This window comes from Pseudomonas sp. SJZ103 (assembly GCF_007828335.1).
Lineage (GTDB): Bacteria > Pseudomonadota > Gammaproteobacteria > Pseudomonadales > Pseudomonadaceae > Aquipseudomonas.
The window spans coordinates 953789-975811 of record NZ_VIUN01000001.1; the positions used below are offsets into that span (position 1 = coordinate 953789).

The 22023-nt window shown below is 62.2% G+C and carries 26 protein-coding genes; 15 read left to right on the top strand and 11 right to left on the bottom strand.

Translation table 11 applies throughout. From position 1 onward, the window contains the following. Positions 1-24 precede the first annotated feature (24 nt). Positions 25-798, bottom strand: a complete 774-nt coding sequence (locus tag FBY10_RS04535) for a transporter substrate-binding domain-containing protein (protein ID WP_145334875.1) — start codon at positions 796-798, stop codon at positions 25-27. A gap of 345 nt (positions 799-1143) precedes the next feature. On the opposite strand from FBY10_RS04535, the gene FBY10_RS04540 reads away from it, so the two are divergent. The 5 genes from FBY10_RS04540 (at position 1144) to FBY10_RS04560 (ending at position 5801) form a co-directional block, all read left to right on the top strand. After that, the gene (locus tag FBY10_RS04540) at positions 1144-2514 is read left to right on the top strand and encodes a glutamine synthetase family protein (protein WP_145334873.1); all 1371 of its coding nucleotides are present in this window, start codon (positions 1144-1146) and stop codon (positions 2512-2514) included. 101 nt (positions 2515-2615) lie between these two features. Next, positions 2616-3215 (top strand): class I SAM-dependent methyltransferase, encoded by a 600-nt coding sequence (locus FBY10_RS04545; protein ID WP_131698912.1) that lies wholly within the window; start codon positions 2616-2618, stop codon positions 3213-3215. A gap of 122 nt (positions 3216-3337) precedes the next feature. After that, entirely contained in the window at positions 3338-4471 is a 1134-nt protein-coding gene (rnd, locus tag FBY10_RS04550; RefSeq protein ID WP_131698913.1) for a ribonuclease D, read from the top strand. Continuing rightward, on the top strand, positions 4468-4761 hold the full coding sequence (locus tag FBY10_RS04555; RefSeq protein ID WP_065938924.1) for a YcgL domain-containing protein: 294 nt from the start codon (positions 4468-4470) through the stop codon (positions 4759-4761). Before rnd ends, FBY10_RS04555 begins: the two co-directional genes overlap by 4 nt. Positions 4762-4868: 107 nt before the next feature. Further along, on the top strand, positions 4869-5801 hold the full coding sequence (locus FBY10_RS04560; protein ID WP_145334871.1) for a D-2-hydroxyacid dehydrogenase: 933 nt from the start codon (positions 4869-4871) through the stop codon (positions 5799-5801). 61 nt (positions 5802-5862) lie between these two features. Here the strand turns inward: FBY10_RS04560 and FBY10_RS04565 are convergent, their stop codons facing one another. After that, on the bottom strand, positions 5863-6447 hold the full coding sequence (locus tag FBY10_RS04565) for a nitroreductase family protein (protein ID WP_131698915.1): 585 nt from the start codon (positions 6445-6447) through the stop codon (positions 5863-5865). Between the two features lie 153 nt (positions 6448-6600). On the opposite strand from FBY10_RS04565, the gene FBY10_RS04570 reads away from it, so the two are divergent. Next, on the top strand, positions 6601-7050 hold the full coding sequence (locus FBY10_RS04570) for a YcgN family cysteine cluster protein (protein ID WP_003172524.1): 450 nt from the start codon (positions 6601-6603) through the stop codon (positions 7048-7050). Positions 7051-7063: 13 nt separating this feature from the next. Next, positions 7064-8284, top strand: coding sequence for a hypothetical protein (locus tag FBY10_RS04575; protein WP_145334869.1), 1221 nt, complete (start codon positions 7064-7066; stop codon positions 8282-8284). Between the two features lie 58 nt (positions 8285-8342). On the opposite strand, the gene FBY10_RS04580 is transcribed toward FBY10_RS04575, so the two are convergent. The 3 genes from FBY10_RS04580 to FBY10_RS04590 form a co-directional block, all read right to left on the bottom strand. Next, the gene (locus FBY10_RS04580) at positions 8343-8708 is read right to left on the bottom strand and encodes a DUF2892 domain-containing protein (RefSeq protein WP_131698917.1); all 366 of its coding nucleotides are present in this window, start codon (positions 8706-8708) and stop codon (positions 8343-8345) included. Positions 8709-8775: 67 nt separating this feature from the next. Next, on the bottom strand, positions 8776-9243 hold the full coding sequence (locus tag FBY10_RS04585) for an RNA methyltransferase (RefSeq protein ID WP_010563721.1): 468 nt from the start codon (positions 9241-9243) through the stop codon (positions 8776-8778). A gap of 168 nt (positions 9244-9411) precedes the next feature. Then, entirely contained in the window at positions 9412-9786 is a 375-nt protein-coding gene (locus FBY10_RS04590; protein ID WP_003210675.1) for a YajD family HNH nuclease, read from the bottom strand. Between the two features lie 106 nt (positions 9787-9892). Here FBY10_RS04590 and FBY10_RS04595 point away from each other — a divergent pair, with 106 nt between their 5' ends. Further along, positions 9893-10813, top strand: coding sequence for a ParB/Srx family N-terminal domain-containing protein (locus FBY10_RS04595; RefSeq protein WP_145334867.1), 921 nt, complete (start codon positions 9893-9895; stop codon positions 10811-10813). Between the two features lie 40 nt (positions 10814-10853). Here the strand turns inward: FBY10_RS04595 and FBY10_RS04600 are convergent, their stop codons facing one another. Beyond that, a complete protein-coding gene (locus FBY10_RS04600) occupies positions 10854-11540 on the bottom strand; it encodes a spermidine synthase (RefSeq protein ID WP_058411058.1) in 687 nt (228 codons plus the stop codon). A gap of 78 nt (positions 11541-11618) precedes the next feature. Here FBY10_RS04600 and FBY10_RS04605 point away from each other — a divergent pair, with 78 nt between their 5' ends. Next, positions 11619-11897, top strand: a complete 279-nt coding sequence (locus tag FBY10_RS04605) for a hypothetical protein (RefSeq protein WP_090407826.1) — start codon at positions 11619-11621, stop codon at positions 11895-11897. On the opposite strand, the gene FBY10_RS04610 is transcribed toward FBY10_RS04605, so the two are convergent. Both FBY10_RS04610 and FBY10_RS04615 read right to left on the bottom strand, forming a co-directional pair. Further along, positions 11894-12367 (bottom strand): cyclic nucleotide-binding domain-containing protein, encoded by a 474-nt coding sequence (locus FBY10_RS04610; protein WP_145334865.1) that lies wholly within the window; start codon positions 12365-12367, stop codon positions 11894-11896. The genes FBY10_RS04605 and FBY10_RS04610 overlap by 4 nt on opposite strands. A 68-nt stretch (positions 12368-12435) precedes the next feature. Further along, a complete protein-coding gene (locus tag FBY10_RS04615) occupies positions 12436-14478 on the bottom strand; it encodes a S9 family peptidase (protein WP_145334863.1) in 2043 nt (680 codons plus the stop codon). A 24-nt stretch (positions 14479-14502) separates the two neighbouring features. Between FBY10_RS04615 and FBY10_RS04620 the strand changes: the two genes are divergently transcribed. From FBY10_RS04620 to FBY10_RS04630, 3 genes are read left to right on the top strand one after another with little or no spacing between them, the layout of a single operon-like run. Further along, positions 14503-15036: an MFS transporter gene (locus FBY10_RS04620; RefSeq protein WP_131698921.1), complete on the top strand. Its 534-nt coding sequence runs from the start codon at positions 14503-14505 to the stop codon at positions 15034-15036. A 30-nt stretch (positions 15037-15066) separates the two neighbouring features. Then, positions 15067-15843, top strand: a complete 777-nt coding sequence (locus FBY10_RS04625; RefSeq protein WP_053136626.1) for a class II glutamine amidotransferase — start codon at positions 15067-15069, stop codon at positions 15841-15843. 11 nt (positions 15844-15854) lie between these two features. Then, positions 15855-16397 (top strand): DUF2937 family protein, encoded by a 543-nt coding sequence (locus FBY10_RS04630; protein WP_027604263.1) that lies wholly within the window; start codon positions 15855-15857, stop codon positions 16395-16397. 34 nt (positions 16398-16431) lie between these two features. On the opposite strand, the gene FBY10_RS04635 is transcribed toward FBY10_RS04630, so the two are convergent. Next, positions 16432-17346: a LysR family transcriptional regulator gene (locus FBY10_RS04635; protein WP_145334861.1), complete on the bottom strand. Its 915-nt coding sequence runs from the start codon at positions 17344-17346 to the stop codon at positions 16432-16434. Positions 17347-17520: 174 nt separating this feature from the next. On the opposite strand from FBY10_RS04635, the gene FBY10_RS04640 reads away from it, so the two are divergent. From FBY10_RS04640 to FBY10_RS04650, 3 genes are read left to right on the top strand one after another with little or no spacing between them, the layout of a single operon-like run. Continuing rightward, positions 17521-18261 carry a 5-oxoprolinase subunit PxpA gene (locus FBY10_RS04640; protein WP_131698924.1) on the top strand — a complete coding sequence of 247 codons (741 nt, stop codon included), beginning with the start codon at positions 17521-17523 and terminating at the stop codon, positions 18259-18261. Continuing rightward, positions 18258-18962: an allophanate hydrolase subunit 1 gene (locus FBY10_RS04645; protein ID WP_145334859.1), complete on the top strand. Its 705-nt coding sequence runs from the start codon at positions 18258-18260 to the stop codon at positions 18960-18962. Before FBY10_RS04640 ends, FBY10_RS04645 begins: the two co-directional genes overlap by 4 nt. Beyond that, entirely contained in the window at positions 18959-19867 is a 909-nt protein-coding gene (locus FBY10_RS04650; protein ID WP_131698926.1) for a biotin-dependent carboxyltransferase family protein, read from the top strand. The genes FBY10_RS04645 and FBY10_RS04650 overlap by 4 nt, the downstream gene beginning before the upstream one ends. Positions 19868-19913: 46 nt before the next feature. Here FBY10_RS04650 and FBY10_RS04655 read toward each other — a convergent pair whose 3' ends face one another. Then, a complete protein-coding gene (locus tag FBY10_RS04655; RefSeq protein ID WP_131698927.1) occupies positions 19914-21092 on the bottom strand; it encodes a VWA domain-containing protein in 1179 nt (392 codons plus the stop codon). Continuing rightward, positions 21092-21937 carry a MoxR family ATPase gene (locus FBY10_RS04660; protein WP_003210690.1) on the bottom strand — a complete coding sequence of 282 codons (846 nt, stop codon included), beginning with the start codon at positions 21935-21937 and terminating at the stop codon, positions 21092-21094. The genes FBY10_RS04655 and FBY10_RS04660 overlap by 1 nt, the downstream gene beginning before the upstream one ends. Positions 21938-22023: the final 86 nt, after the last annotated feature.

Below are 22023 nucleotides of genomic sequence, written 5' to 3' on the forward strand. Positions count from 1 at the left end.
GACCACAGCGTAGACGGCTCTGGCTCAGGGCGCCGCCAACCATTGGTTGACGATGCCGTCATAGACACCGGTGGCTACGCTCAGGTGCAACCACTGGTCGACATAGCTCTTCCACGCCACATCATCGCGGGGCAGCAAAAAGGCTTTTTCGCTGTACTGCATCTGCCGCTCCGGGTTGACCGCACACAGCCCCGGCTTGAGTTTCTGCTGGTACCGCGCCTCGCTGGCGTCGGTGATCATCACGTCAGCCTTGCCGGCCAGCAGTTCGTCGAAGATGGTCACGTTGTCGTGCAGGCGGATTTGCGCCTGGCCCAGGTGGGCGCGGGCAAAGATTTCGTTGGTGCCGCCCGCCGGTTCGATCACGCGCACCTGGGGCTGGTTGATCTGCTCCACGGTCTGGTAGCGCTTGACGTCGGCGCAACGCACCAGCGGGATCTTGCCGTCGACCCCGAGGGACTGGCTGAAGAAGGCTTTTTTCTGGCGCTCCAGGGACACCGAAATACCGCCCACGGCGATGTCGCAGCGCTGGGCGAGGAAGTCCGGCATCAGGGTTTTCCAGGTGGTGGGCACCCATTGGATCCTGGCATTGAGGCTCTTGGCCAGGGACTCGGCCATGGCGATGTCGATGCCTTCATAGCTGCCATCGGCGCGCAACGAGGTGTAGGGCTTGTAGTCGCCGGTGGTGCAGACGCTGAGGGTGCCGCGCTCAAGCACCTGGTCAAGGCGTGAGGGCGCGGTGTCGGCCAGGGCGGATGTGGCCAGGCTTGCCAGTACGCACAGGGTTATCGTTGTTTTCATGCGATCGAGTCCTTGGGGCATGCTCGGGGGCGGTCATTATTTCCAGCAAGGGCCAAGGTAGCAAGGTGTGGCGAATGTTTAGCCAAGTTGCAACCAAACTCCGCCAACCCTGAATTTAAACACCTATGCGGGCGTGTGACGCTGGGCACATCTCTATCATTGTGATCCACCTATGGACGGCTCCCCCGACACTCACCCTGCGACATTGCCGTCCGAGCTCGCCTTCTGGGCCCTGTTCCACTGCCGCCACGCGCGCCCGCCAGATTCCTTTCTCCTACGCTGATTTACCCCATGGATGACGCACGCTTGTGTGCGCCTGCCTGAAACCAACGTACGAGAACCCCCATGAGTGTTTTTGCCAGCCTGCACGAAGCCCACGCCTTCCTTGAACAGCATCCGGACATCGAGATGTTCGAGCTGTTTATCCTCGATAACAACGGCGTGCCGCGCGGCAAGTTGCTGCACCGCGACGAATTGCTGGCGGTATATGAAAGCGGGCGGCCGCTGCCGAGCACTATCCTGGGCCTGACCATCAATGGCGACGATGTGGAAAATTCCGGGCTGGTGTGGGAGGTGGGTGATATCGACTGCCGCGCCTACCCGATCAGCGGCAGTTTGCAGCGCATGCCGTGGCGGCTGATCCCGACCGCTGCGGTGCAGGTCAGCATGCACCCCACCGAAGGCCTGCCCGCCACCGTGGCCGACCCCCGGCATTTGCTGGCCAAGGTAATCGAAGGCCTGAACGCCGACGGTTATTACCCGGTGATGGCGGCGGAGCTGGAGTTCTACCTGCTCGACCAGAAACCCGACAGCAATGGCCGCCCGCAACCGGCGCGGGACGTGGACGGCGGGCGCCCGCGCGCGACCCAGGTCTACGGCCTGCGTGAGCTGGAGCAGATCGAGCCGTTCCTCGCCGACCTATACAGTGCCTGCAAACTGCAAGGCATTCCGGCGCGCACGGCGATCTCCGAATACGCCCCGGGCCAGGTGGAGATCACCCTGGAACACCGCGCCGACGCCCTGCAAGCCATGGACGAAGCGGTGCGCTACAAGCGCCTGGTCAAGGGCGTGGCGCACAAACACGGCATGGCCGCGTGCTTCATGGCCAAGCCATTCGACGACCTGGCGGGCACCGGCATGCATATGCACGTCAGCCTGGCCGACGCCGAGGGCAACAACCTGTTCGCCAGTGAGGCCGCCGACGGCACGCCACTGCTGCGCCACGCAGTGGGAGGCATGCTCAGTACTTTGCTAGATTCACTGCTGATGTTCTGCCCCAACGCCAACTCCTATCGCCGTTTCCAAACCAACAGCTATGCGCCGCTGGCCGCCACCTGGGGCGTGGACAACCGCACCGTCAGCCTGCGGGTGCCGGGCGGTCCGGCCCACACCCGGCATATCGAGCACCGCATCTGCGGCGCCGACGCCAACCCTTACCTGGCAGCTGCCGCGATCCTTGCGGGCATCCATCGTGGCATTCGCGACCAACGCGATCCCGGCGCCCCGGTGGAAGGCAACGGCTACGCCCAGGCCAAGGAATTGCTGCCCACCGATTGGCTCACCACCCTGCGCGCGCTGGAAGCTTCCAGCTGGGCGCGGGAGGCGTTCGGCAGTGAATTCCTGGGCGTGTACCTGGCGGTGAAACGGGCTGAATACCGCCAGTTCATGGGCGAGGTGGGCGAGCAGGATTGGCGTTGGTATCTGCACCAGGCGTGATGGCTGTTACGGTTGTGAGGGCTTCGACCTTTTTTTCACGTTGCAGTGGTTAAGCTGCGAATCAAGGTCGTTCACTACCGTTTCAGTCACATGAGCCTGCGATGTCGCCACAACCTCCATCCTCCATCGAGATCGAATACGCCGAGCGCTGCGACCGCGAGCACGCCAGGGTCTGCGGTGACACGCGCCCGCCCGGCGTGCGCCAACGCCTGGCCTCATGGCGTGATGCACGGCTGGTGCGCCATGCGCTGAAGGTCGCCGGCGAGCCGGGGCTGATCCTGGACCTGGCCTGCGGCTCGGGACGCTTCTGGCCGGTGTTGGCCGAACACATCAACCGGGTGATCCTGGCGTCGGACAACTCCCAGGACATGCTCGACCACGCCCGCACCCACCATCCGGCGTCCTTGCTCAAGCGCGTCAAGACCTTTCAGGGCTCGGCGTTTTCCATCGGCTTGTCGGCGAATGCGGTGGACTGCATCTTCTGCCTGGAATTGTTTCGTCATGTGCCCGGCACCGAAGGGCGCATGGCCTTGCTGCGCGAATTTCATCGGGTCAGCCGCGATACGGTGATTGTCTCGGTGCAGTCGCGTATCACCGTGGAAGAAGAATTTCGCCAGGCCGGATTCAAGGTCTTGAATCAACAGGAATTCATGCCGGGGTCCAGCCTGTGGCGGGTCTACGTTCTGCGTAAGAAAGGATAACTCCCGCTTGTCGGACTATTCTTCATGTCCTGTCTGAGTTTTCATGGTTGCCTGTGCACTGCGGATGCTCGCTAGCCCCTTTCGCGATATATACTGCGCGCCATTCTTCAAGGGAGAGCCGTGTGGCCATCGATATTCACTGGATCTGCGACAACGATAGCCTCGGCCAGCATTGCGCCGAATGGCAGCAGTTGCCATTCGTCGCCCTCGACACCGAATTCATGCGGGTCGACACCTTTTATCCCATTGCCGGGCTGATCCAGATTGGTGATGGCGTACGCGCTTACCTGATCGATCCCCTGACCATCGACAACTGGCAACCCTTGGCCGCTTTGCTGGAGAACCCGGCGGTGATCAAGGTGGTGCACGCCTGCAGCGAAGACCTTGAGGTGTTGCTGCGCCTGACCGGCAGCCTGCCGGTGCCGCTGTTCGACACCCAATTGGCCGCCGCTTACCTGAACCTTGGCTTCTCCATGGGCTACTCGCGCCTGGTGCAAGCCGTGCTCGATATTGAGCTGCCCAAGGGCGAGACCCGCTCGGACTGGCTGCAGCGGCCATTGTCCGAGACCCAGGTGAGCTACGCCGCCGAAGACGCCGTGCACCTGGCCGAGGTCTACATTCGCCTGCGCCCGCGGTTGTCGGACGATAAATACGCCTGGGTCCTGGAAGATGGCGCCGAACTGGTTGCCAACCTGCGCCGCGAAGTCGACCCGTACGAGGTGTACCGTGACGCCAAGCTGGCGTGGAAACTGTCCCGTGCCCAGCTCGCCGTCTTGCGTGAACTCTGCGCCTGGCGCGAGCAGCAGGCCCGCGCCCGCGACCTGCCGCGCAACCGCATCATTCGCGAACACTCGCTGTGGCCCCTGGCCAAATCCCAGCCGGACAACCTCGCCGCCCTGGGCAAGATCGAAGACATGCACCCGCGTACCGTGCGCCAGGATGGCCAGTTCCTGCTGGACCTGATCAAGCGTGCTGGCAGCGTGCCTATGGACCAGTGGCCGCCTGCCGTGGCTGAACCGCTGCCGGTGGACGCTGCCACGCTGATAAAGCAACTGCGTGCCCTGGGCCAGACGTTCGCCGAGCGCCTGGAGATGGCGCCGGAACTGATGCTGCGCAAGAAAACCCTCGAAGCCCTGGTTAAAAGTGGCTACCCCGATGGGCCTTATAAATTGCCAGACTCGCTGCGTGGCTGGCGCCGCGAGTTGATGGGCCAGGCGCTGCTCGACAGCCTGGCCACTGCCGGAGAACAGCCTTGAAACGTATTTGCTCCATCTATCGCAGCTTGAAAAAAGACGGCATGTACCTCTACGTGCTCAAAAGCGACGCGCTGGAGCGCGTGCCGGAGCCGTTGATGGCGGCCTTCGGTAAACCGCACCACGCGTTCGACATGGTACTGACACCCGAGCGCAAATTGTCCCGCGAAGACATCGTCGTGGTGCTGGAAAACCTCGACAAGCAGGGCTACCACCTGCAAATGCCGCCGGCCGAGGACGAGTACATCGAGCACTTGCCCGAAGAGCTGCTGCGTCGCAACGACCCGATGTGATCGGGCAGTGCCCCGCCCGGGGCACAGGTTTCAATGGAATCGTATTAGTGGGCGGTGGCCGTAGGGAAGCGGGCGGCCGTCTGCACTGTTTTTGAAAGGTTTGAACCATGCGTGTTCTGATTGCTGAACAGGATCACCCGCTCTACGCCCAATTGCTCAATGACGCCGCGCCGGACCTTGAGGTGCTCACCAGCGGCGACTCGGCCGAGCTCTCGCGCCTGGCCGCCGATTGCCCGATATGGCTGGGCCAGCCGGACCTGTTGGCGACGCTGCTGCGCCAGGGCCACCAGCCGCAGTGGCTGCAATCGACCTGGGCCGGCATCACGCCGCTGCTGGCCGAAGGCTTGCCCCGCGACTATCGCCTGACCCGCGCCGTCGGTATTTTTGGCCAGGTCATGGCCGAGTTTGTCCTCACCTACATGCTGGGTCACGAGCGCGAAGTACTCGCGCGGCTGGTCAGCCAGGTCGAGCGCAAGTGGGACAGCCGTACGGGCCAGAGCCTGGCGGGACGCAAGGCGTTGATCGTGGGCACCGGCGATATTGGCCGCAGCGTGGCAGAGTTCCTCGTGCCGTTTGGCGTCAAGCTGTACGGCATTGCCAGTACCGCGCGGGAACAAGCGCCGTTTATCGAAGTGGCCGGCCTCGACCAACTGGGCCGGTTGGTGGGGGAGGTGGACTACGTGATCAACCTGCTGCCCAACACACCGAATACCCATGATCTGTACGACGCCGCGCTGTTCAAGCAATTCAAGCCGACCGGCCTGTTCATCAACGTTGGGCGCGGTGTGGCGGTGGTGGATGCCGACCTGGTCGAAGCCCTGAAAGAAGGACACCTGGCCGGCGCGGTGATCGACGTGTGCCGCCAGGAACCGTTGCCGCAACGCCACCCGTTCTGGACCGCCTGGGGCCTGTTGTTGACCGGACACAGCTCCGCGCCGACCTCGCCGTCGATGATGGTGGAGTTGTTCCTGGAAAACCTACGTGCGTACAAGGCCAAGCAAGCCCTGCGTGGGGAAGTGGATTTCGAGCGCGGTTACTGAGCCGACGCGGGAAGAAAATGTGGGAGGGGGCTTGCTCCCACATTTTAATAGTGCGTCAGTTTCAGAGGCTGAAGTCACCTTCCGACACCAACTCGCTCAGCGGCTTGCGCGGGCTTGGCACTTCACGGCCTTGCAGGTACTCCGGCAAGGTCGATTTGTCGCCCAGCTTGCCCACCGCAACGGCGGCATGCAGCGCATAACCCTCTGGAATCTTCAGCTCCTTGCGCGTCAGCTCCTGATCGAAGCCGGCCATGCCGTGGGTGTGCCAGCCGCTGAGGCTGGCTTGCAGCGCCAGGTGGCCCCAGGCCGAGCCGGTGTCGAAGGTGTGCCACAGGGCCGGGGTTTCTTCCGTGGCGCCGGGGGCGATGAAGTCGGTTTTCGAGGCGATGATCACCAGCGCCGACGCATGCTGCGCCCAGCTACGGTTGAATTCATTCAGCAGGCCCAGGAAGCGCTCCCAATCCGGCGTGTCACGGCGCGCATAGAGAAAACGCCAAGGCTGCGAGTTGTAGGCCGACGGTGCCCAGCGTGCGGCTTCGAAAAAGCTCAGCAGGGTTTCCTGCGGGATGCTCTCGCCGGTAAAGGCGCGCGGCGACCAGCGTTCGGTGAACTGGGTATGGATCGGGTAATCGGCAACGCGTGTCATGGACAGCTCCTGATCGTCAATTCGGCGCTCAAAGCTACTGCGCCCCCACTAGACTGACAAGTCTTGGAACGCCGTCAGTCGTAAGCGCTTGGCCCCAGGGGTCTTGGGCACTAGACTGGCGGCCTTTTCACCTACCGATACCGATGTAGAGCCATGGCCGCCAAAGTCGAACCTTTCTGGATACGCAAAACCCTTGAACACCTCGACCAGGAGGAGTGGGAGTCGTTGTGCGACGGCTGTGGCTTGTGCTGCCTGCAAAAGCTTGAGGATGAAGACGACAACAGCGTCTATTACACGCGCATAGCCTGCAAACTGCTGGACCTGAAAACCTGCCAGTGCACTGACTACCCCAACCGCCGCGCCTCGGTGCCCGACTGCATCCAGCTCACCCCAGGCCAGGCCGATCAGTTCAAATGGCTGCCGCCCACCTGTGGTTACCGCCTGGTCAGCGAGCGCAAGGACCTGCCGTTGTGGCACCACCTGGTTTGCGGTGACCGCGACGCCGTGCACCACGAACGCATTTCCCAGTCCGGGCGCATGCTCAGCGAAGGCAGCGTGCCCGAAGACGACTGGGAGGATTACCTGATCTTCCGCGCGGGCTGAACAAGGAGTGTGTATGAGGGCGGGAACCAAGCTGGCGGCAAGCCTGGTGTTGCTGGCGTTGAGCATGCCTGCGTGGTGCGCGAAGAAGGTCGATGTGGATTATCACGTCAAGCTGCTGCCCCAGAGCGATCAGGCCGAGGTGCGGGTGAGCCTCTCCCAGGGTTCGGCGGTGCGTAGCCTGAACTTTGACCTGGGGCGCGCTGGCGACTACAGCGACTTCAAGGCCGATGGCCAGTGGAGCGTCACTGATCATCGTGGCCTGTGGCAACCCAGCGCCGGCAAGGCCAGCCTGACCTACCGTGTACGCCTGAGCCACGCGCGCAAACCGGGTATTTATGAGGCGCGGATGACGCCGAGCTGGGCGCTGTTTCGCGGCGAAGACCTGGTGCCCCCCGCACGCCTCGACCAGCAGGACGGTGTGGAGCTGGTCTCGCGCCTGATGTTCGAACTGCCGGCCGGCTGGAAAAGCATCGAAACCGCCTGGCCGCGCATCGGCAAGAACAAATTCCGCATCGACAACGTCTCGCGCCTGTTCGACCGGCCCACCGGCTGGATGCTCGCCGGCACCCTCGGCAGCCGCCGCGTGCGCCTGGGCGAGACCGAAGTGACCATCGCCTCGCCCAAGGGCCAAGCCATGCGGCGTATGGATGTGCTGACACTCCTGACCTTTGTCTGGCCGCAGGTCGAAGCGGCGTTCCCACGTCATCCGGCCAAGCTGTTGGTGGTGGGCGCCAGCGACCCGATGCGCCGTGGTGCGTTCTCGGCGCGCGACTCGATCTACCTCAACAGCCGCACGCCGCTGGTCAGCGAGAACGGCAGCAGCCCGTTGATTCGCGAAGTGGTGCAGGCGATTGGCCGCTTCAACGACCACGACAGCAGCGACTGGATCAGCGAGGGGCTGGGCGAGTACTACGCCATCGAATTGGTGCGCCGCGCAGGCGGGGTTACCGATGAGCGCTATCAGGCGATACAGGCGCGGTTGGCCAAGGAGGGCAAGGACGTGACCAGCCTGCGCGGCGACCACGTCAGCGGCGCGACGGTGTCACGGGCGGTGCTGGTGTTGCAGGAGCTGGACCGCGAGATCCGCGTGAAAACCCACAACAAGCGCTCCCTCGATGACCTCGCGCAAGCGGTGATGCGCGCCAACAGCATCACCACTGCGGAGTTCGTGCAGTTGGCGGAGAGCATCATCGGCGAATCGTCGGTGGTGCTCGACAGCAAGTTGTTACGCTGAGTCTTCGCCATACACAAAACAAAATGTGGAAGGGGTAAGCCTCCTCCCACATTTGAATCTAACCAGTGGTTTTAACGGCCTTCTCAGCCGCCACTTCCGCCTTGGTCTTCAGGCTTTTCAGCTCTGCACCCGCACGCTCGATCTTCGTGCGCACGCTGTTCATTTCCTGGCGGCCCTGTTCCAGCTTGTCTTTAAGCGTACTGTGCCCGGTAAAGCCACGAGCCAGCGCCACACCGCCGATCGCCACCTGAATCAACCCAAAAATCCCGCCACGGCGCAGACCTTTGCCCACCATCATCACGCCACCTGCCACTGAGCCGATGCGTTCCCAGCCATGCACGTTCTGGGTGGGCTGATTTTGGGGAGACGGGTTCTGGAAGGGGGTGTGTTCGATGATAGGTCGCAAGGTTTTGCTGTCGCTCATGATCTGTCTCCAACAAGGGCAAGTGTATGCAGCTGACTGCGTGCAAGCGCCGGATGTTCCCAAAAAATCAGTACTTGGGGCCCGAACGGGTGTTGTTGCCCTTGGCCATGCGGTCGTAGAGCACCACGTTGACGGTGGCAGCGAGGTTCATGCAGCCAGTGGTCGGGATGTACACGACGTCTTCGCACCAGTCGCGGATGTCTTTATCCAGCGACCCGTCTTCAGGGCCGAAGATATACAGCGCGCGGTCGGGGTGGGTGTATTCGGGCAGCGGGCGGGCGCCTTCCACCAGCTCCACGGCGACCGGGATGCAGCCCAGCGGCAGGATCTTCTTCAGGTCATCGATGCCGATCAGCGGAATATCGTGGTGGACCTTCTTGGTGTCGGTGATGAAGTCCCGCGCGCGCTCGTAACGCACGCCGGTGTAGAACACCGAGGCCACGCCGTAGCAGCCGGCGGCACGCATGACCGAACCAACGTTTTCGGGGGATTTGGGGTTATACAGACCGATGCAGCTGTAGCGTTTATTGCCCACGGGGAAGGGTGCCTTGGAGAAAAACGGCGATTATACGGCTTGAAGGTGATGTATTGCTTGGGCTAACGCTATCGGGAGCAAGCCCCCTCCCACATTTGAAAGTGTTCACAACTCAAAATGTGGGAGGGGGCTTGCTCCCGATGAGGCCAGAACAGGCGACGACACTCTTCAGTCGTCTTTCTTCATCAACCCCGCCAACGCCGCAAACGGGTTGTGCGTAGCCTTGGCGATCGTCGGGCTGCTGGTGGAGCCTTCGCCGAAGTACTGCTGGTCGGTGTAGCGCGAGTGTTCGTTGTCGTGGCAGTACAGGCACAGCAACTCCCAGTTCGAGCCATCCTGGGGATTGTCATCATGATTGTGGTTACGGTGGTGTACGGTCAGTTCACTCAAGCGCTTGCCGGCGAACTCACGGGCGCAGCGGCCGCACACGTGCGGGTACATCTTCAGGGCTTTGTCGCGGTAGCCCATTTCCCGGTCGCGCTGGGCATCGGCAAGGATGCGGTCCAGCTTGGCGGTGTGGGAGGGCGGGTTGGTCGAGCTCATCATGGCTCCTGGCTATTTGGTGGTCACGGGTAGGGTTGATTCTAGCCGCTTGCGCCGCAAATGACCGCTAGGATCGATTTACTTTACTCATAAGGATCTGAAAAACATGCGTCTGCTTTCATGGACTGTTGCACTGCTACTGAGTGTCGCTACCCTTCAGGCCCAGGCGTTCTCGACGCCCAAACCCGGGCAGGTGGTCGAAGTTTCCCTTGAACAATTGCATCCGACCCAGGCAGTGGTGGGCTTCGACCAGATCTACTACAGCCTGGGGCTGTTCGCCGACAAACCCGCCAAGGTCTTCGATGAATATTGCGAAACCAACGGCCAGGGCGAGGCCGACAAGGTGCCCAACAAGGCTGACCTGCACCAGCCCGACAGCTTCACCTGCAAGGACCCGGTGGGCACCCATCCCGAAGACATGAAAACCGTGGTGGTCGGCCCCGCCGGCCAGCTGTACCTGACCGACGGTCACCACAGTTTCACCACCTTGTGGGAAGTGCCCGGCGGCGGCCCGCGCTTGAAGATGTGGGTCAAGGTCACCGACGACTTCAGCAACAGCCCGAACATGGCGAGCTTCTGGCAGCGCATGGAAGCGGCCCGCAAGGTCTGGCTCAAGGACAACCAAGGCCAGACCTTGCCGCCGGAACAACTGCCGGCGCACCTGGGGTTCAAGAACCTGCAGGACGACACCTTCCGCAGCCTGGTGTATTTCACTCGCAAGGCCGCCTATGGCAAGCCGGATGGCGGCGAGATCGCACCGGAGTTCCTGGAGTTCTATTGGGGCAACTGGCTGCGCACGCAGATTGATCTGGGCCAGTACAACCTGAACAAGAAAGGCGGCTACAAGGACGCTATCGAAGCGGTCGCCAAGCGCATGGTCGGCCTGGCGCCGGGCTCACAGGTGGGTGACAGCGGTTTCACCGCCCATCAACTGGGCGGCATGACCCAGTTGGACCGCGATGAGCTGCAGAAGACCTTCGACAAAAAAGTGCCGTACGTGATCGACTACCGCAAATCCCACGACTGACGGGGATAGAAATGGGGGAGGGGTGTCTTGAGAATCGTGCTCAGCCCTTGAGCTTCTCCGCTATCCAGATGGTGTGCCGGGTGCCCTTGTTGCCGTGGGCAAACACCTGCACTTCCTCGGCCTTGAAACCGGCCTTGCGCAGTTTGTCGCTGAACAGCTTGTCGGCGCTGGCGGACCATACCGCCAGTACGCCCTTGGGCCGCAAGGCCTTGGCGCAGGCGGCCAGGCCACCGGCTGAGTAGAGCCAGCTGTTGGCCTTCTGCGTGAGGCCTTCGGGGCCGTTGTCGACGTCGAGCATGATCGCGTCAAAGCCCTGGGGCTCGGCCTGCAGCACCTTGGCCACGTCTTCCATGCGGATCACCGTGCGCGGGTCCAGCAGTGGGCGGCCGGACTTTTCCCCCAGCGGCCCACGGTTCCATTCCACAACACCGGGCACCAGTTCCGCCACCACCACTTCGGCGGTCTTGCCCAGGTGCTTGAGCGCCGAGGCCAAGGTGAAGCCCATGCCCAACCCGCCAATCAACACCCGTGAGCCCGGGCGCCCCGCGACCTTGCGGCAAGGGATTTCCGCCAGCGCGTCTTCGGAGCCGTGCATGCGCGTGTTCATCAACTGGCCGCCGTCACCGCCCTGGATCTTGATGACAAAGTCTTCACCGTATTCGAACAGGCACAAGGCACCGCCGTTGTCGGGGATCGGGGTGGTGTCCAGCAGAACGAAACGTTTCATGGAAATCTCATTGGGAAGGGCATTCTTGCGCGGTTGGGAGTAGCCTTACGACATTCCGGTCAGGCCATGGAGCCATCGATGAAGTGCAGCATTCTAACGGTCATTGTGTTGAGCGCGCTCGCATTGGGTGCGGCGCAGGCTCAGGAGTTGCAAACCGTACCGGTGGCACCGGCACCTACCCCAGGCGCACCGGGCACGCCGACGCCGACGCTGTATCCGCAGATCACCCCGCCGGCCGTGCCGAAGACGAACGGCTCACCGCCGTTGGTGCCCATCGTATTGCCGACACCGCCGAAGGACCAGACGGTGCCTGGCCTGCAGCAGAACGACAGCAAACCGAAGACGCCCGGCGGTTAAAACGGTTGGGAGAGTAATTGCCCATCGGCCATGCGCAGGCGCTTGGACAACGCGATGGCGATTGCGCGGATGATCTTCGCCGCCACACGCGGCGTTTCATTGAGCATCTTTTCCAGGGCGTCCTTGCCCAGGTTCAACAGCACGCAGTCACTGGCGGCCACGCAGCTGGCCGAGCGCCGATCACCGTCAAGCACCGCCATCTCACCAAAGGCCCGGCCGCTGCGCAGGGTGGCGATGGTCAGGCGCTGGCCGGTGTGGTTGGTTTTCTGCACTGCCACCTGGCCGCTGTGGATGATGCACATGAAGGTGCCGGCATCGCCCTCGAGGAAAATCACCTCGCCCTCGGCAATGCTGCTGATATTGAAGTAGCCGGCGGCGACGTAAAAGTCTTCCGGCAGCAAAGGGTCGAACAGGCCGCAATCCATGAGCATGTCGCGGATTTCGGTATTCATTAGCGTCGTTAGTGCCATGGCTGCAATCTTGGTCCATCAATCAGTAGGCGGTCCTGTGTTCAGACAGGGCCGCCCCGCTAAGTTCCTTAAATCAGCCCCAGCGCCTTGAACACAAATGCATATTCGAGTGCTACGTCACGTAATCCCTGATAACGACCGCTCATCCCGCCGTGGCCGGCACCCAGTTCGGTCTTGAGCAACAGCAGGTTGTCGTCCGTCTTGGTGTCGCGCAACTTGGCCACCCACTTGGCCGCCTCCCAGTACTGCACGCGACTGTCGTTGTAGCCGGCGATCACCAGCGTGGCCGGATAGGCCTGGGCGCTGACGTTTTCGTACGGCGCGTAGGCCTTGATGCGTTCATACACTTCGGGCTCTTCGGGGTTGCCCCACTCGTCGTACTCGGTGATGGTCAGCGGCAATTCCGGGTTGAGCATGGTGTTGAGTACGTCGACAAACGGCACTTCGGCAATCGCCGCCTGGAACAGCGCCGGACGCTGGTTGAGCACCGCGCCGATCAACAGGCCGCCGGCACTGCCGCCGCTGATGACCAGTTGCTTGGAGGTGGTCAGGCCCTCGGCGATCAGGTGCTCGGCACACGCGATAAAGTCGCTGAAGGTGTTCTGTTTGTATTCCTGCTTGCCATTGCGATACCAGGCTTCACCCAGTTCGCCACCGCCGCGCACATGCGCAATGGCGAACGCCACGCCACGGTCCAGCAGGCTCAGGCGTGCATGGGAGAACCACGGGTCGAGGCTTGAGCCATAGGCGCCGTAGCCATACAGGTACAACGGTGTCGGCTTGCCGAGCTGGTCGCGCTTGACCACCAGGCTGATCGGCACCTGGGTGCCGTCGGCGGAAGTGGCCCACAGACGCTGGCTGACGTAGTCATCGGCATTGAACACGCCGAGCACCGGGGTTTCCTTGAGCACCTGCTGCGCGCCGCTGGCCAGTTCCAGCTGGCGCACCTGGGCCGGGCGGTTCAGGGCTTCATAGCGCAGGCGGATCTTGTCGCTGACGAATTCCAGGCTGTTCTGTACGTAGAGGCTGTAGGCGGCGTCGGGCAATTCCACGCGATAGGCCGGCACGCCTTGGGGGTGCACTTCGATCACCGGCAGGCCGCCGATGCGCAGGCTCAGGGTCATGGCGTTGACGTTCAGGCTGACGCCGTCGAGCATCACCTCGTCGCTGTGGGGGATCAGGTTCTGCCACTCATCCTCAGTCGGCACGTCGCCAATGTCGGTAGCCACAAACAGGGCGTAGTTGATGCCATCACGGTTGCTGCGGATAAACCAGGTCCACGCGCCATTCAGTTGGCCGTGGTCGACATCGTATTCATGGTCCTCGACCCGCGGAGCCAGGCAGGTGAAGTCCAGGTGCGGCTGGTTGGCGTCCAGCGCCCAGATTTCGCTGGTGGTCTTGCTGCCCAACGACAGCAGCAACTGGCGCTCGGAACTGGAACGGTAGCAATGCAGGAAGAAACGCCCGTCGGGCTCATGGAACACTTCCTGCGCCGCCGTGCCATCCAGGCGGTAGCGATATAGCTTGTGCGGGCGGTGGGTGTCGTCCAGCTCGCCGAAGAACAGGGTCAGGCTGTCATTGGCCCAGGTCATGCTGCCGTCGCAATCCTGAAACTCCAGTTCGCTGACTTTGCCCGTGGCCAATTCCTTCACGAACAGGGTGTAGATCTCTTCGCCACTGGTATCGAGGCTGTAGGCCAGGCGCTGGTGGTCGGGGCTGATGCTGAATGCGCCGAGGGAAAAGAAGCCGCCGTTGGCCAGCACGTTCGGGTCCAGCAACAGCTCTTCGCTGCTGTCGTCCACCTGGTTGCTGTCGTCGGCCGGGCGGCGGCAGCGGTAGTGGCGGGCGTATTCGTCACCGGCGGTGGTGCGCGTGTAATACAGGTACGGGCCCCAGGGGGAGGGCAGAGACAGGTCGGTTTCGAGAATGCGGCCCTTGATCTCCTCGAACAGGGTTTCGCGCAGGGCCTGCTGGTCGGCGAGCTGGGCTTCCTGGAAGGCATTTTCGGCCTTCAGGTAATCAAGGACTTCAACGCTGTCGCGCTCTTGCAGCCAGGCGTATGGGTCCTGGCCTGGGGCTTTACGGGCAATCGGGGCGGTCGATGAAGGCATGGAGCACTCTCTGTCTGGCGGAAGGTGGCAGGCATTGCAGCCGCGACACGCAAAAGCCGTTATCATAGCCGCCTGTTTGCCTACCTTGCCATGGACACCATGACCGAGAACGACTATCTGACCGCTTGGGGCCTTTACGCCTTCGCCGCTTTGGGCTGCCTGTTGGTGTGGTGGCGCATGACCCGCTGGATCTGGCGCTGGCTGCGCGAGCCGCTGCAGTTGCTCATGGCGGTGCTGCTGTTGAGCCCGACCATCGTCGACCCGGTCAAGACTCAGTTCGCGCCGGCCGTGGCCATCACGGCGCTGGACCTGGTGCTCAAGGTCGGCAATAACGCCTGGCGGGCCATTTCCGATTTGTTCATGTACACCATGATCGCCTTTGGTGTGTACATCGTGTTTGTGCTGATCCGCTGGCCCATCGAGCGCGCCGCCAACGCCCGCCGTGAGCGCAAGGCTGCCACCGATGCCGCCTTGGCCGCCGAGCCTGTGGACGAAGACGACGAGCCGTTCCGCCGTCCTGCACCGGTGAGCGGTATGCGGGTCGAACCGCGCCTTTAACGTTGTCCGCCCTGCAGTGAGAGCCCTGGCATGTGTGAATTATTGGGCATGAGTGCCAACGTCCCCACCGATATCGTGTTCAGCTTTACCGGGCTGATGCAGCGTGGTGGGCGCACCGGCCCCCACCGCGACGGTTGGGGCATCGCTTTCTACGAAGGCCGTGGCCTGCGCCTGTTCCAGGACCCGGCCGCGAGCAGTGAGTCGGAAGTCGCTCTGCTGGTGCAGCGTTACCCCATCAAGAGTGAAGTGGTGATCGGGCATATCCGCCAGGCCAACGTCGGCAAGGTGAGCCTGGCCAACACCCACCCGTTCGTGCGCGAACTGTGGGGCCGCAACTGGTGTTTCGCCCACAACGGCCAACTGGCGGACTTCACCCCCCGCGCCACCTTCTACCGCCCGGTAGGCGATACCGACAGCGAAGCGGCCTTTTGCGACCTGCTCAACCGCGTGCGCGAAGCCTTCCCCGAGCCGGTGGACATCGAACAGATGCTGCCGGACCTGATCGCCGCCTGTGCCGAATATCGCAGCAAAGGCGTGTTCAACTGCCTGCTCAGTGATGGCGACTGGCTGTTTTGCTATTGCTCGACCAAATTGGCGCAGATCACCCGGCGTGCACCGTTTGGCCCGGCGCGCCTCAAAGATGTCGACGTGATCGTCGATTTTCAGGCCGAAACCACCCCCAACGATGTGGTGACGGTGATTGCTACCGAACCGTTGACCGACAACGAAAACTGGACCCGTTACGAACCGGGCCAATGGAGCCTGTGGCGACGCGGTGAATGCGTCAGCCAGGGCGTTACCGAGTAAGGATATCGACCATGTTGCTCAGTTATCTGCGGTTGGTGCTGTTTGCCATTGGCCTGTTGGTCGGCGTGCAAGTGCCGGGGTTTATCAACGACTACGCCAAGCGCGTCGAAGCCCACCTGATCGAGGCGCAGACCGGCCTGAGCGGGTTTGAAACCACCGCGCGGCAGTTCTTCAACGGTGACTTGAAGGCCTTGGTGGCGCATTACCGTGCCAGCGATGACCCGGTGTTCCAGAGCGATGCCAACAGCCTGGGCGCGATGCTTGACCGCCAGGTGGCGTTGGACAAGCAATTCCAGGCCATGCAAGGCCCGTGGTACATCCGCGCCCTGCAAGTGGCGGTGGCCGCCGACCCGGATATCCGCCTGGAAACCTGGAACGGCTACAGCTACCAGATCCTGCTGACCCCCGAAGCCATGGGCTGGGGCCTGGGCGGGGCAATGCTGCTGTCGTTCGGCCTGGAGTGCCTGTTCCGCCTGATCGACTGGGTGGTGCTGGGCGGCAAGCGCTTGCGCCAGAGCCGGCCAATCGAAGAGCGGGACCTGAAAGGTCTCTAAAGACCGCCCCTCCCACAGTTTTAATCGAGTTTCGTCAGGGGGGCAGCAGCATCCGCTCTTCGCCGACTTCCTCGGCATAGCGGGCAACGACCTTCTGGCACAGCCCCACAATTTCCTCCACCAACTCCACGCCCACACGCCACGACACCACCACCTGCAGGTTCGGCAGTTTCTGCGCCATCGGCAACATCACCAACTCGCCACGCGCCAGTTCTTCGCTGACCAGCACCGGCGGCAGTGCGCCAATCCCGAAGCCATCGCGCAGCAGACGGGTAATCGCCGATACCGAGTTCACACAGTTCATCCGTGGCGCGGCCACGCCGTTGGCTTGCATCAGGCTGAGGACGTCCTGGTGCGGATGGGAGTTTTTCGAATAGGTGATGATGCGCTCCTGGGCCAGTTCGGCGAGGGACGCGTAGTCGCGGTTGTAGATGGACTGGCTGGCGACGATCCAGGCCATGGGGTGGCTGCCCAGTTCCAGGCTGCGCACGGTTTCCAGGCGCAGCAGGTCGGTTTGCAGGATCAGATCGAGAAAACCTTTTTGCAGCTGATCGCTGAGGTTAAGTGCGGTATCGGCGACCAATTCGATTTCCACCAAAGGGAAGTGGTCCATCAGCTCCGCCACCAACGGGCTGAGCCAGGTATGGATCACCGTGTCCATTGCGCCGATCCGGATGCGTCCGACCTTGCTGCTGGTGGTTTCCAGGGACTGTTTCAGGCCCTGCATGGTCACCATCATCTGCTCGGCATAATCGAGCACCTTCAAGCCTTCCGGGGTCAGGCTCACACCCCGTGAATCACGCAGAAACAGCTTCACCCCCAGCTCGCTCTCCAGCACGGCGATGCGGCTGGAAATCGAGGCTTGGGTGGTGAACAGCTTCTCGGCGGTCAGGCGGAAGCTCTTGAGCTTGGCCACCCAGACGAAGGTTTCGAGGAACTTCAAATTCATGGGATCAACTTTTTCTTATGCATGGATCGGTTTTTATTAGTTGGACGCCGCACCGGGCAAGCGCCAAAAATCGAGCCATTCCACGATAAGCGCCGTTGGGGTATCAGGACAAGTTGCGAGTTCTGCGTAAAAAATCCCACACTACAAAAAACAAAGCCTACAGGAGCAACCACCGTGAGCCGTCTGCTATTGAATTGCGACATCGGCGAGAGCTTTGGCAACTGGACCATGGGTCTGGACGCCGAGGTCATGCCGTTCATCGATTGCGCCAACGTGGCTTGCGGCTTTCATGCCGGCGACCCGAGCATCATGCGCAAGACCGTCAGCCTGGCGCTCAAGCACGGCGTACAGGTAGGCGCGCACCCGGCGTATCAGGACCTGCAAGGCTTTGGCCGCCGCTCCATGGCCTACACGCCCGAGGAAATCCAGGACCTGCTGCATTACCAGATCGGCGCACTGGATGGCATCTGTCGTGCCCAGGGCGGGCGGGTCAGCTACGTCAAACCTCACGGCGCGATGTACAACGACATGATGGCTAACCCGGCGCAACTGCGGGCGGTGATCCAGGCGGTGGCTGCTTATGGCGACCTGCCGTTGATGCTGCTGGCCACCCGCGACAACAGTGCGGCTCAGGCATTGGGTGATGAGTATGGGGTAATCCTGTGGTTCGAAGCCTTTGCCGACCGTGCGTACGACAGTAACGGCCACCTCGTTTCGCGCCAGTTGCCGGGCGCTGTGCACCATGATCCCGAGGTCATCGTCCACCAGTCATTGACGCTCTCTCGTGGCGAACCCCTGACCGCCAGCGATGGCAGCTCGTTGTTATTGCGCGCCAATACCCTGTGCGTACATGGCGACAACGCCAGTTCGGTCGCTGCCGTAAAGCGCATCCGTGAGGCGTTGAAGCCGGTATGAAGCTACGGATTGAAGTGGTGGCCATCGACTGCCTGATGGTGCGGCTGTTCGACGTGATCGCCGAGGCCAATATGCCGTGGATGCTTTCCGCCACCCAGCGCCTGCGAGCCGGTTTCGGCACGGCACTGGTAGACCTGGTGCCGTCCTACACCACCTTGATGCTGCATTACGACCTCACCGCGTTGAACCCGGCCCAGGCGCGGGCATTGATCGACCAGGCCCTCGCCGACCTGCAACCCCAGGCCCAGGGCAGCGGCCAGTGCCATGTGCTGCCGGTGTGGTATGACCTGAGTGTCGGCCCTGAACTGACGTTGCTCGCCCAGCGCAGTGGCCTGGCCGTCGACGAGGTGATCCGCCGCCACAGCGCCCACGAATACCAGGTGTTCGCCCTCGGCTTCGCCCCCGGTTTTGCCTTTATGGGGCTGGTGGATGAGATCCTCGCCACACCGCGCCTGAGCACGCCACGCAAACGCGTGGCGGCCGGCAGTGTGGGCATCGCCGAGCGGCAAACCGCCGCCTACCCGGTGGTGTCCCCCGGTGGCTGGAACCTGATTGGCCGCACCCCGGCCAAGCTGTTTGACCGCGAGCGCGACGGCTACAGCCTGATGCAGCCCGGTGACACGGTGCGTTTTGAATCCGTCAGCCACGCCGAATTTATCAATCTGGGTGGCGATGACACGCCGTTGGAGGCGCAGGCATGAGCCGCTTGATCATCGAGGCCAGCACGCCGCTGTGCCTGTTGCAGGACGCCGGTCGTTTTGGCGTGCGCCACCTGGGCGTAACCCAGGGCGGCGCGCTGGATTGGGTGTCAATGTCGTGGGCCAACTGGCTGTTGGGCAATGCGCTGAATGCGCCGGTAGTGGAAATCACCTTGGGTGGTTTTACCGTACAGGCCGAGGACTACTGTCTGCTGGCGTTGGCCGGGGCGGATTTGGGCGCGTATATCGACGAACGTGCGATCAGTCCCGGGCGCAGTTTTATCCTGCAGAAGGGTCAGCGCCTGCGCTTTACCCAGCCGTTCAGCGGCGCGCGGGCTTACCTGGCCGCGCCGGGCGGGTTTGATGCGCCGGATGTGCTGGGCAGTTGTGCCACGGTGGTCCGTGAGGAACTGGGCGGGCCGGACGGTTTCGGCAAGGCCCTGGCCGAAGGCGGGCGCTTGGCCTATTCCGGTACCGGCGGAGCGATGAAAGTGCTGAGCGCACAGGCGTTACCCGCCAAGGCGCCGCTGGATGTGATCGTCGGCGCCCAAATTGGCCAGTTCAGCGGCCAGAGCCTGTTCGATGCCTTCAACACCGACTGGGCCCTGGACAGTCGCGCCGACCGCATGGGCATGCGCTTGCTCGGTACGCCGTTGCAGTACCAAGGGCCGTCGCTGATTTCCGAAGGGATCCCGTTGGGCGGCATCCAGGTGCCGCCGGATGGGCAGCCGATTGTGTTGCTCAATGATCGGCAGACCATTGGCGGGTATCCGCGTCTGGGCGCGTTGACGCCATTGGCGCTGGCGCGGCTGGCGCAGTGTTTGCCGGGGGAGAAGGTGAGGTTGGCGCCGGTGGTGCAGGAAACGGCGCATCGGCAGCATGTCGAGTATTTGCGCCGATTTACATAACACCGCCCCTCCCACATGAGATCTCCTGCATTATGGGGATCGGCGTTTATTTGGAGAGGAAGCGCATCCCTTCCTCAAGCCCGCGCAGCGTCAGCGGGTACATCTGATCCTCCACCAACTCCCGCACAATCCCCGTCGAGGCCGTATAGCCCCACGTATCCTTGGGATACGGGTTAATCCAGATCAGTTTCTTGTACTTGGCCATGAAGCGCTGCATCCACACATACCCCGGCTCTTCATTCCAGTGCTCGACGCTGCCGCCAGCCTGGGTGATTTCATACGGCGCCATCGACGCATCGCCGATAAAGATCACTTTGTAGTCGGCACCGTACTTGTGCAGCAGGTCCTGGGTGGAGGTGCGCTCGGAGGTGCGGCGCTGGTTGTTCTTCCACACCGACTCGTACACGAAGTTGTGGAAGTAGAAGTACTCCAGGTGCTTGAACTCGGTCTTGCACGCCGAGAACAGCTCTTCGCAGATCTTGACGTGGGCGTCCATCGAGCCGCCGATATCGAACAGCAACAGCAGTTTGATGGTGTTGCGCCGTTCCGGGCGCATCTGGATATTCAGCAGCCCGGCATCGCGGGCGGTGTGGTCGATGGTGCCGTCGATGTCCAGCTCTTCGGCCGCACCCTGGCGGGCGAACTTGCGCAGGCGGCGCAGGGCGATCTTGATATTGCGCGTGCCCAGTTCCACCTGGTCATCGAGGTTCTTGTACTCGCGCTGGTCCCAGACTTTTACCGCCTTGCCCTGGCGCTTGCCGGCGTCGCCGACGCGAATGCCTTCCGGGTTGTAGCCGCCGGAGCCGAACGGGCTGGTGCCGCCGGTGCCGATCCATTTGTTGCCGCCGGCGTGGCGTTCTTTCTGTTCTTCCAGGCGCTTTTTGAATTCCTCGATCAGCTTGTCGAGGCCACCAAGGGATTGGATCTGCGCGCGTTCTTCATCGCTCAGCGAGCGCTCGAATTCCTTGCGCAGCCACTCTTCGGGGATCAGCGCCTGCAGGTGGTCGTCGAGCTTTTCCAGGCCGTTGAAATAGGCGCTGAAGGCACGGTCGAACTTGTCGAAATGCCGCTCGTCCTTGACCAGGATCGCCCGGGCCAAGTAGTAAAACTCGTCCATGTCGGCGAAGGTCACGCGCTGTTTCAGCGCGTTGATCAGGTCGAGCAGCTCGCGCACCGACACCGGGACCTTGGCGGCCCGCATTTCATTGAACAGGTTGAGCAACATTAGCGATTACCGCGACGGCTCATGAATGCCAGACGTTCCAGCAACTGCACGTCTTGCTCGTTCTTGACCAAGGCACCCGCCAGGGGCGGGATGGCCTTGGTGGGGTCGCGCTCGCGCAGCACCGCTTCGCCGATATTGTCGGCCATCAGCAGCTTGAGCCAGTCGACCAGTTCGGAGGTGGACGGTTTTTTCTTCAGGCCCGGCACTTTGCGTACGTCGAAGAACACGTCCAGCGCTTCGCTGACCAGGTCTTTCTTGATGTCGGGGTAGTGCACGTCGACGATTTTTTGCAGGGTGGTGCGGTCGGGGAAGGCGATGTAGTGGAAGAAGCAGCGGCGCAGGAACGCGTCCGGCAGCTCTTTTTCGTTGTTGGAGGTAATGATGATGATCGGGCGCTTCTTGGCCTTGATGGTCTCGTCGATTTCGTAGACGTAGAACTCCATCTTGTCGAGTTCTTGCAGCAGGTCGTTGGGGAACTCGATGTCAGCCTTGTCGATTTCATCGATCAGCAGGATCACCCGCTCCTCGGACTCGAACGCTTCCCAGAGCTTGCCTTTCTTGAGGTAGTTGCGCACGTCGTGCACCTTGTCCACGCCCAGCTGCGAGTCGCGCAGGCGGCTGACCGCATCGTACTCGTACAGGCCCTGGTGGGCCTTGGTGGTGGACTTGATGTGCCAGGTGATCAGCTTGGCGCCGAAGGACTCGGCCAGTTGTTCGGCGAGCATGGTCTTGCCGGTGCCGGGCTCGCCCTTGACCAGCAGCGGGCGCTCCAGGGTGATGGCAGCGTTGACGGCCAGTTTCAGGTCGTCGGTGGCAACGTAGGCCTGGGTGCCTTCGAACTTCATCGGTCATTCCTCGAATTCATCAATGCCCGACTATACCGCGAGGCCCCGGCGACTGTGAACGCAGACGGGTTATTCAGTCTCTGAAT

What these genes read in the sequence shown, in the direction of transcription:
- FBY10_RS04535 (WP_145334875.1), bottom strand. Translation starts at nt 798, where the DNA reads ATGAAAACAACGATAACCCTGTGCGTACTGGCAAGCCTGGCCACATCC.
- FBY10_RS04540 (WP_145334873.1), top strand. Translation starts at nt 1,144, where the DNA reads ATGAGTGTTTTTGCCAGCCTGCACGAAGCCCACGCCTTCCTTGAACAG.
- FBY10_RS04545 (WP_131698912.1), top strand. Translation starts at nt 2,616, where the DNA reads ATGTCGCCACAACCTCCATCCTCCATCGAGATCGAATACGCCGAGCGC.
- FBY10_RS04560 (WP_145334871.1), top strand. Translation starts at nt 4,869, where the DNA reads ATGCGTGTTCTGATTGCTGAACAGGATCACCCGCTCTACGCCCAATTG.
- FBY10_RS04565 (WP_131698915.1), bottom strand. Translation starts at nt 6,447, where the DNA reads ATGACACGCGTTGCCGATTACCCGATCCATACCCAGTTCACCGAACGC.
- FBY10_RS04570 (WP_003172524.1), top strand. Translation starts at nt 6,601, where the DNA reads ATGGCCGCCAAAGTCGAACCTTTCTGGATACGCAAAACCCTTGAACAC.
- FBY10_RS04575 (WP_145334869.1), top strand. Translation starts at nt 7,064, where the DNA reads ATGAGGGCGGGAACCAAGCTGGCGGCAAGCCTGGTGTTGCTGGCGTTG.
- FBY10_RS04580 (WP_131698917.1), bottom strand. Translation starts at nt 8,708, where the DNA reads ATGAGCGACAGCAAAACCTTGCGACCTATCATCGAACACACCCCCTTC.
- FBY10_RS04590 (WP_003210675.1), bottom strand. Translation starts at nt 9,786, where the DNA reads ATGAGCTCGACCAACCCGCCCTCCCACACCGCCAAGCTGGACCGCATC.
- FBY10_RS04595 (WP_145334867.1), top strand. Translation starts at nt 9,893, where the DNA reads ATGCGTCTGCTTTCATGGACTGTTGCACTGCTACTGAGTGTCGCTACC.
- FBY10_RS04600 (WP_058411058.1), bottom strand. Translation starts at nt 11,540, where the DNA reads ATGAAACGTTTCGTTCTGCTGGACACCACCCCGATCCCCGACAACGGC.
- FBY10_RS04605 (WP_090407826.1), top strand. Translation starts at nt 11,619, where the DNA reads ATGAAGTGCAGCATTCTAACGGTCATTGTGTTGAGCGCGCTCGCATTG.
- FBY10_RS04610 (WP_145334865.1), bottom strand. Translation starts at nt 12,367, where the DNA reads ATGGCACTAACGACGCTAATGAATACCGAAATCCGCGACATGCTCATG.
- FBY10_RS04615 (WP_145334863.1), bottom strand. Translation starts at nt 14,478, where the DNA reads ATGCCTTCATCGACCGCCCCGATTGCCCGTAAAGCCCCAGGCCAGGAC.
- FBY10_RS04625 (WP_053136626.1), top strand. Translation starts at nt 15,067, where the DNA reads ATGTGTGAATTATTGGGCATGAGTGCCAACGTCCCCACCGATATCGTG.
- FBY10_RS04630 (WP_027604263.1), top strand. Translation starts at nt 15,855, where the DNA reads ATGTTGCTCAGTTATCTGCGGTTGGTGCTGTTTGCCATTGGCCTGTTG.
- FBY10_RS04635 (WP_145334861.1), bottom strand. Translation starts at nt 17,346, where the DNA reads ATGAATTTGAAGTTCCTCGAAACCTTCGTCTGGGTGGCCAAGCTCAAG.
- FBY10_RS04645 (WP_145334859.1), top strand. Translation starts at nt 18,258, where the DNA reads ATGAAGCTACGGATTGAAGTGGTGGCCATCGACTGCCTGATGGTGCGG.
- FBY10_RS04650 (WP_131698926.1), top strand. Translation starts at nt 18,959, where the DNA reads ATGAGCCGCTTGATCATCGAGGCCAGCACGCCGCTGTGCCTGTTGCAG.
- FBY10_RS04655 (WP_131698927.1), bottom strand. Translation starts at nt 21,092, where the DNA reads ATGTTGCTCAACCTGTTCAATGAAATGCGGGCCGCCAAGGTCCCGGTG.
- FBY10_RS04660 (WP_003210690.1), bottom strand. Translation starts at nt 21,937, where the DNA reads ATGAAGTTCGAAGGCACCCAGGCCTACGTTGCCACCGACGACCTGAAA.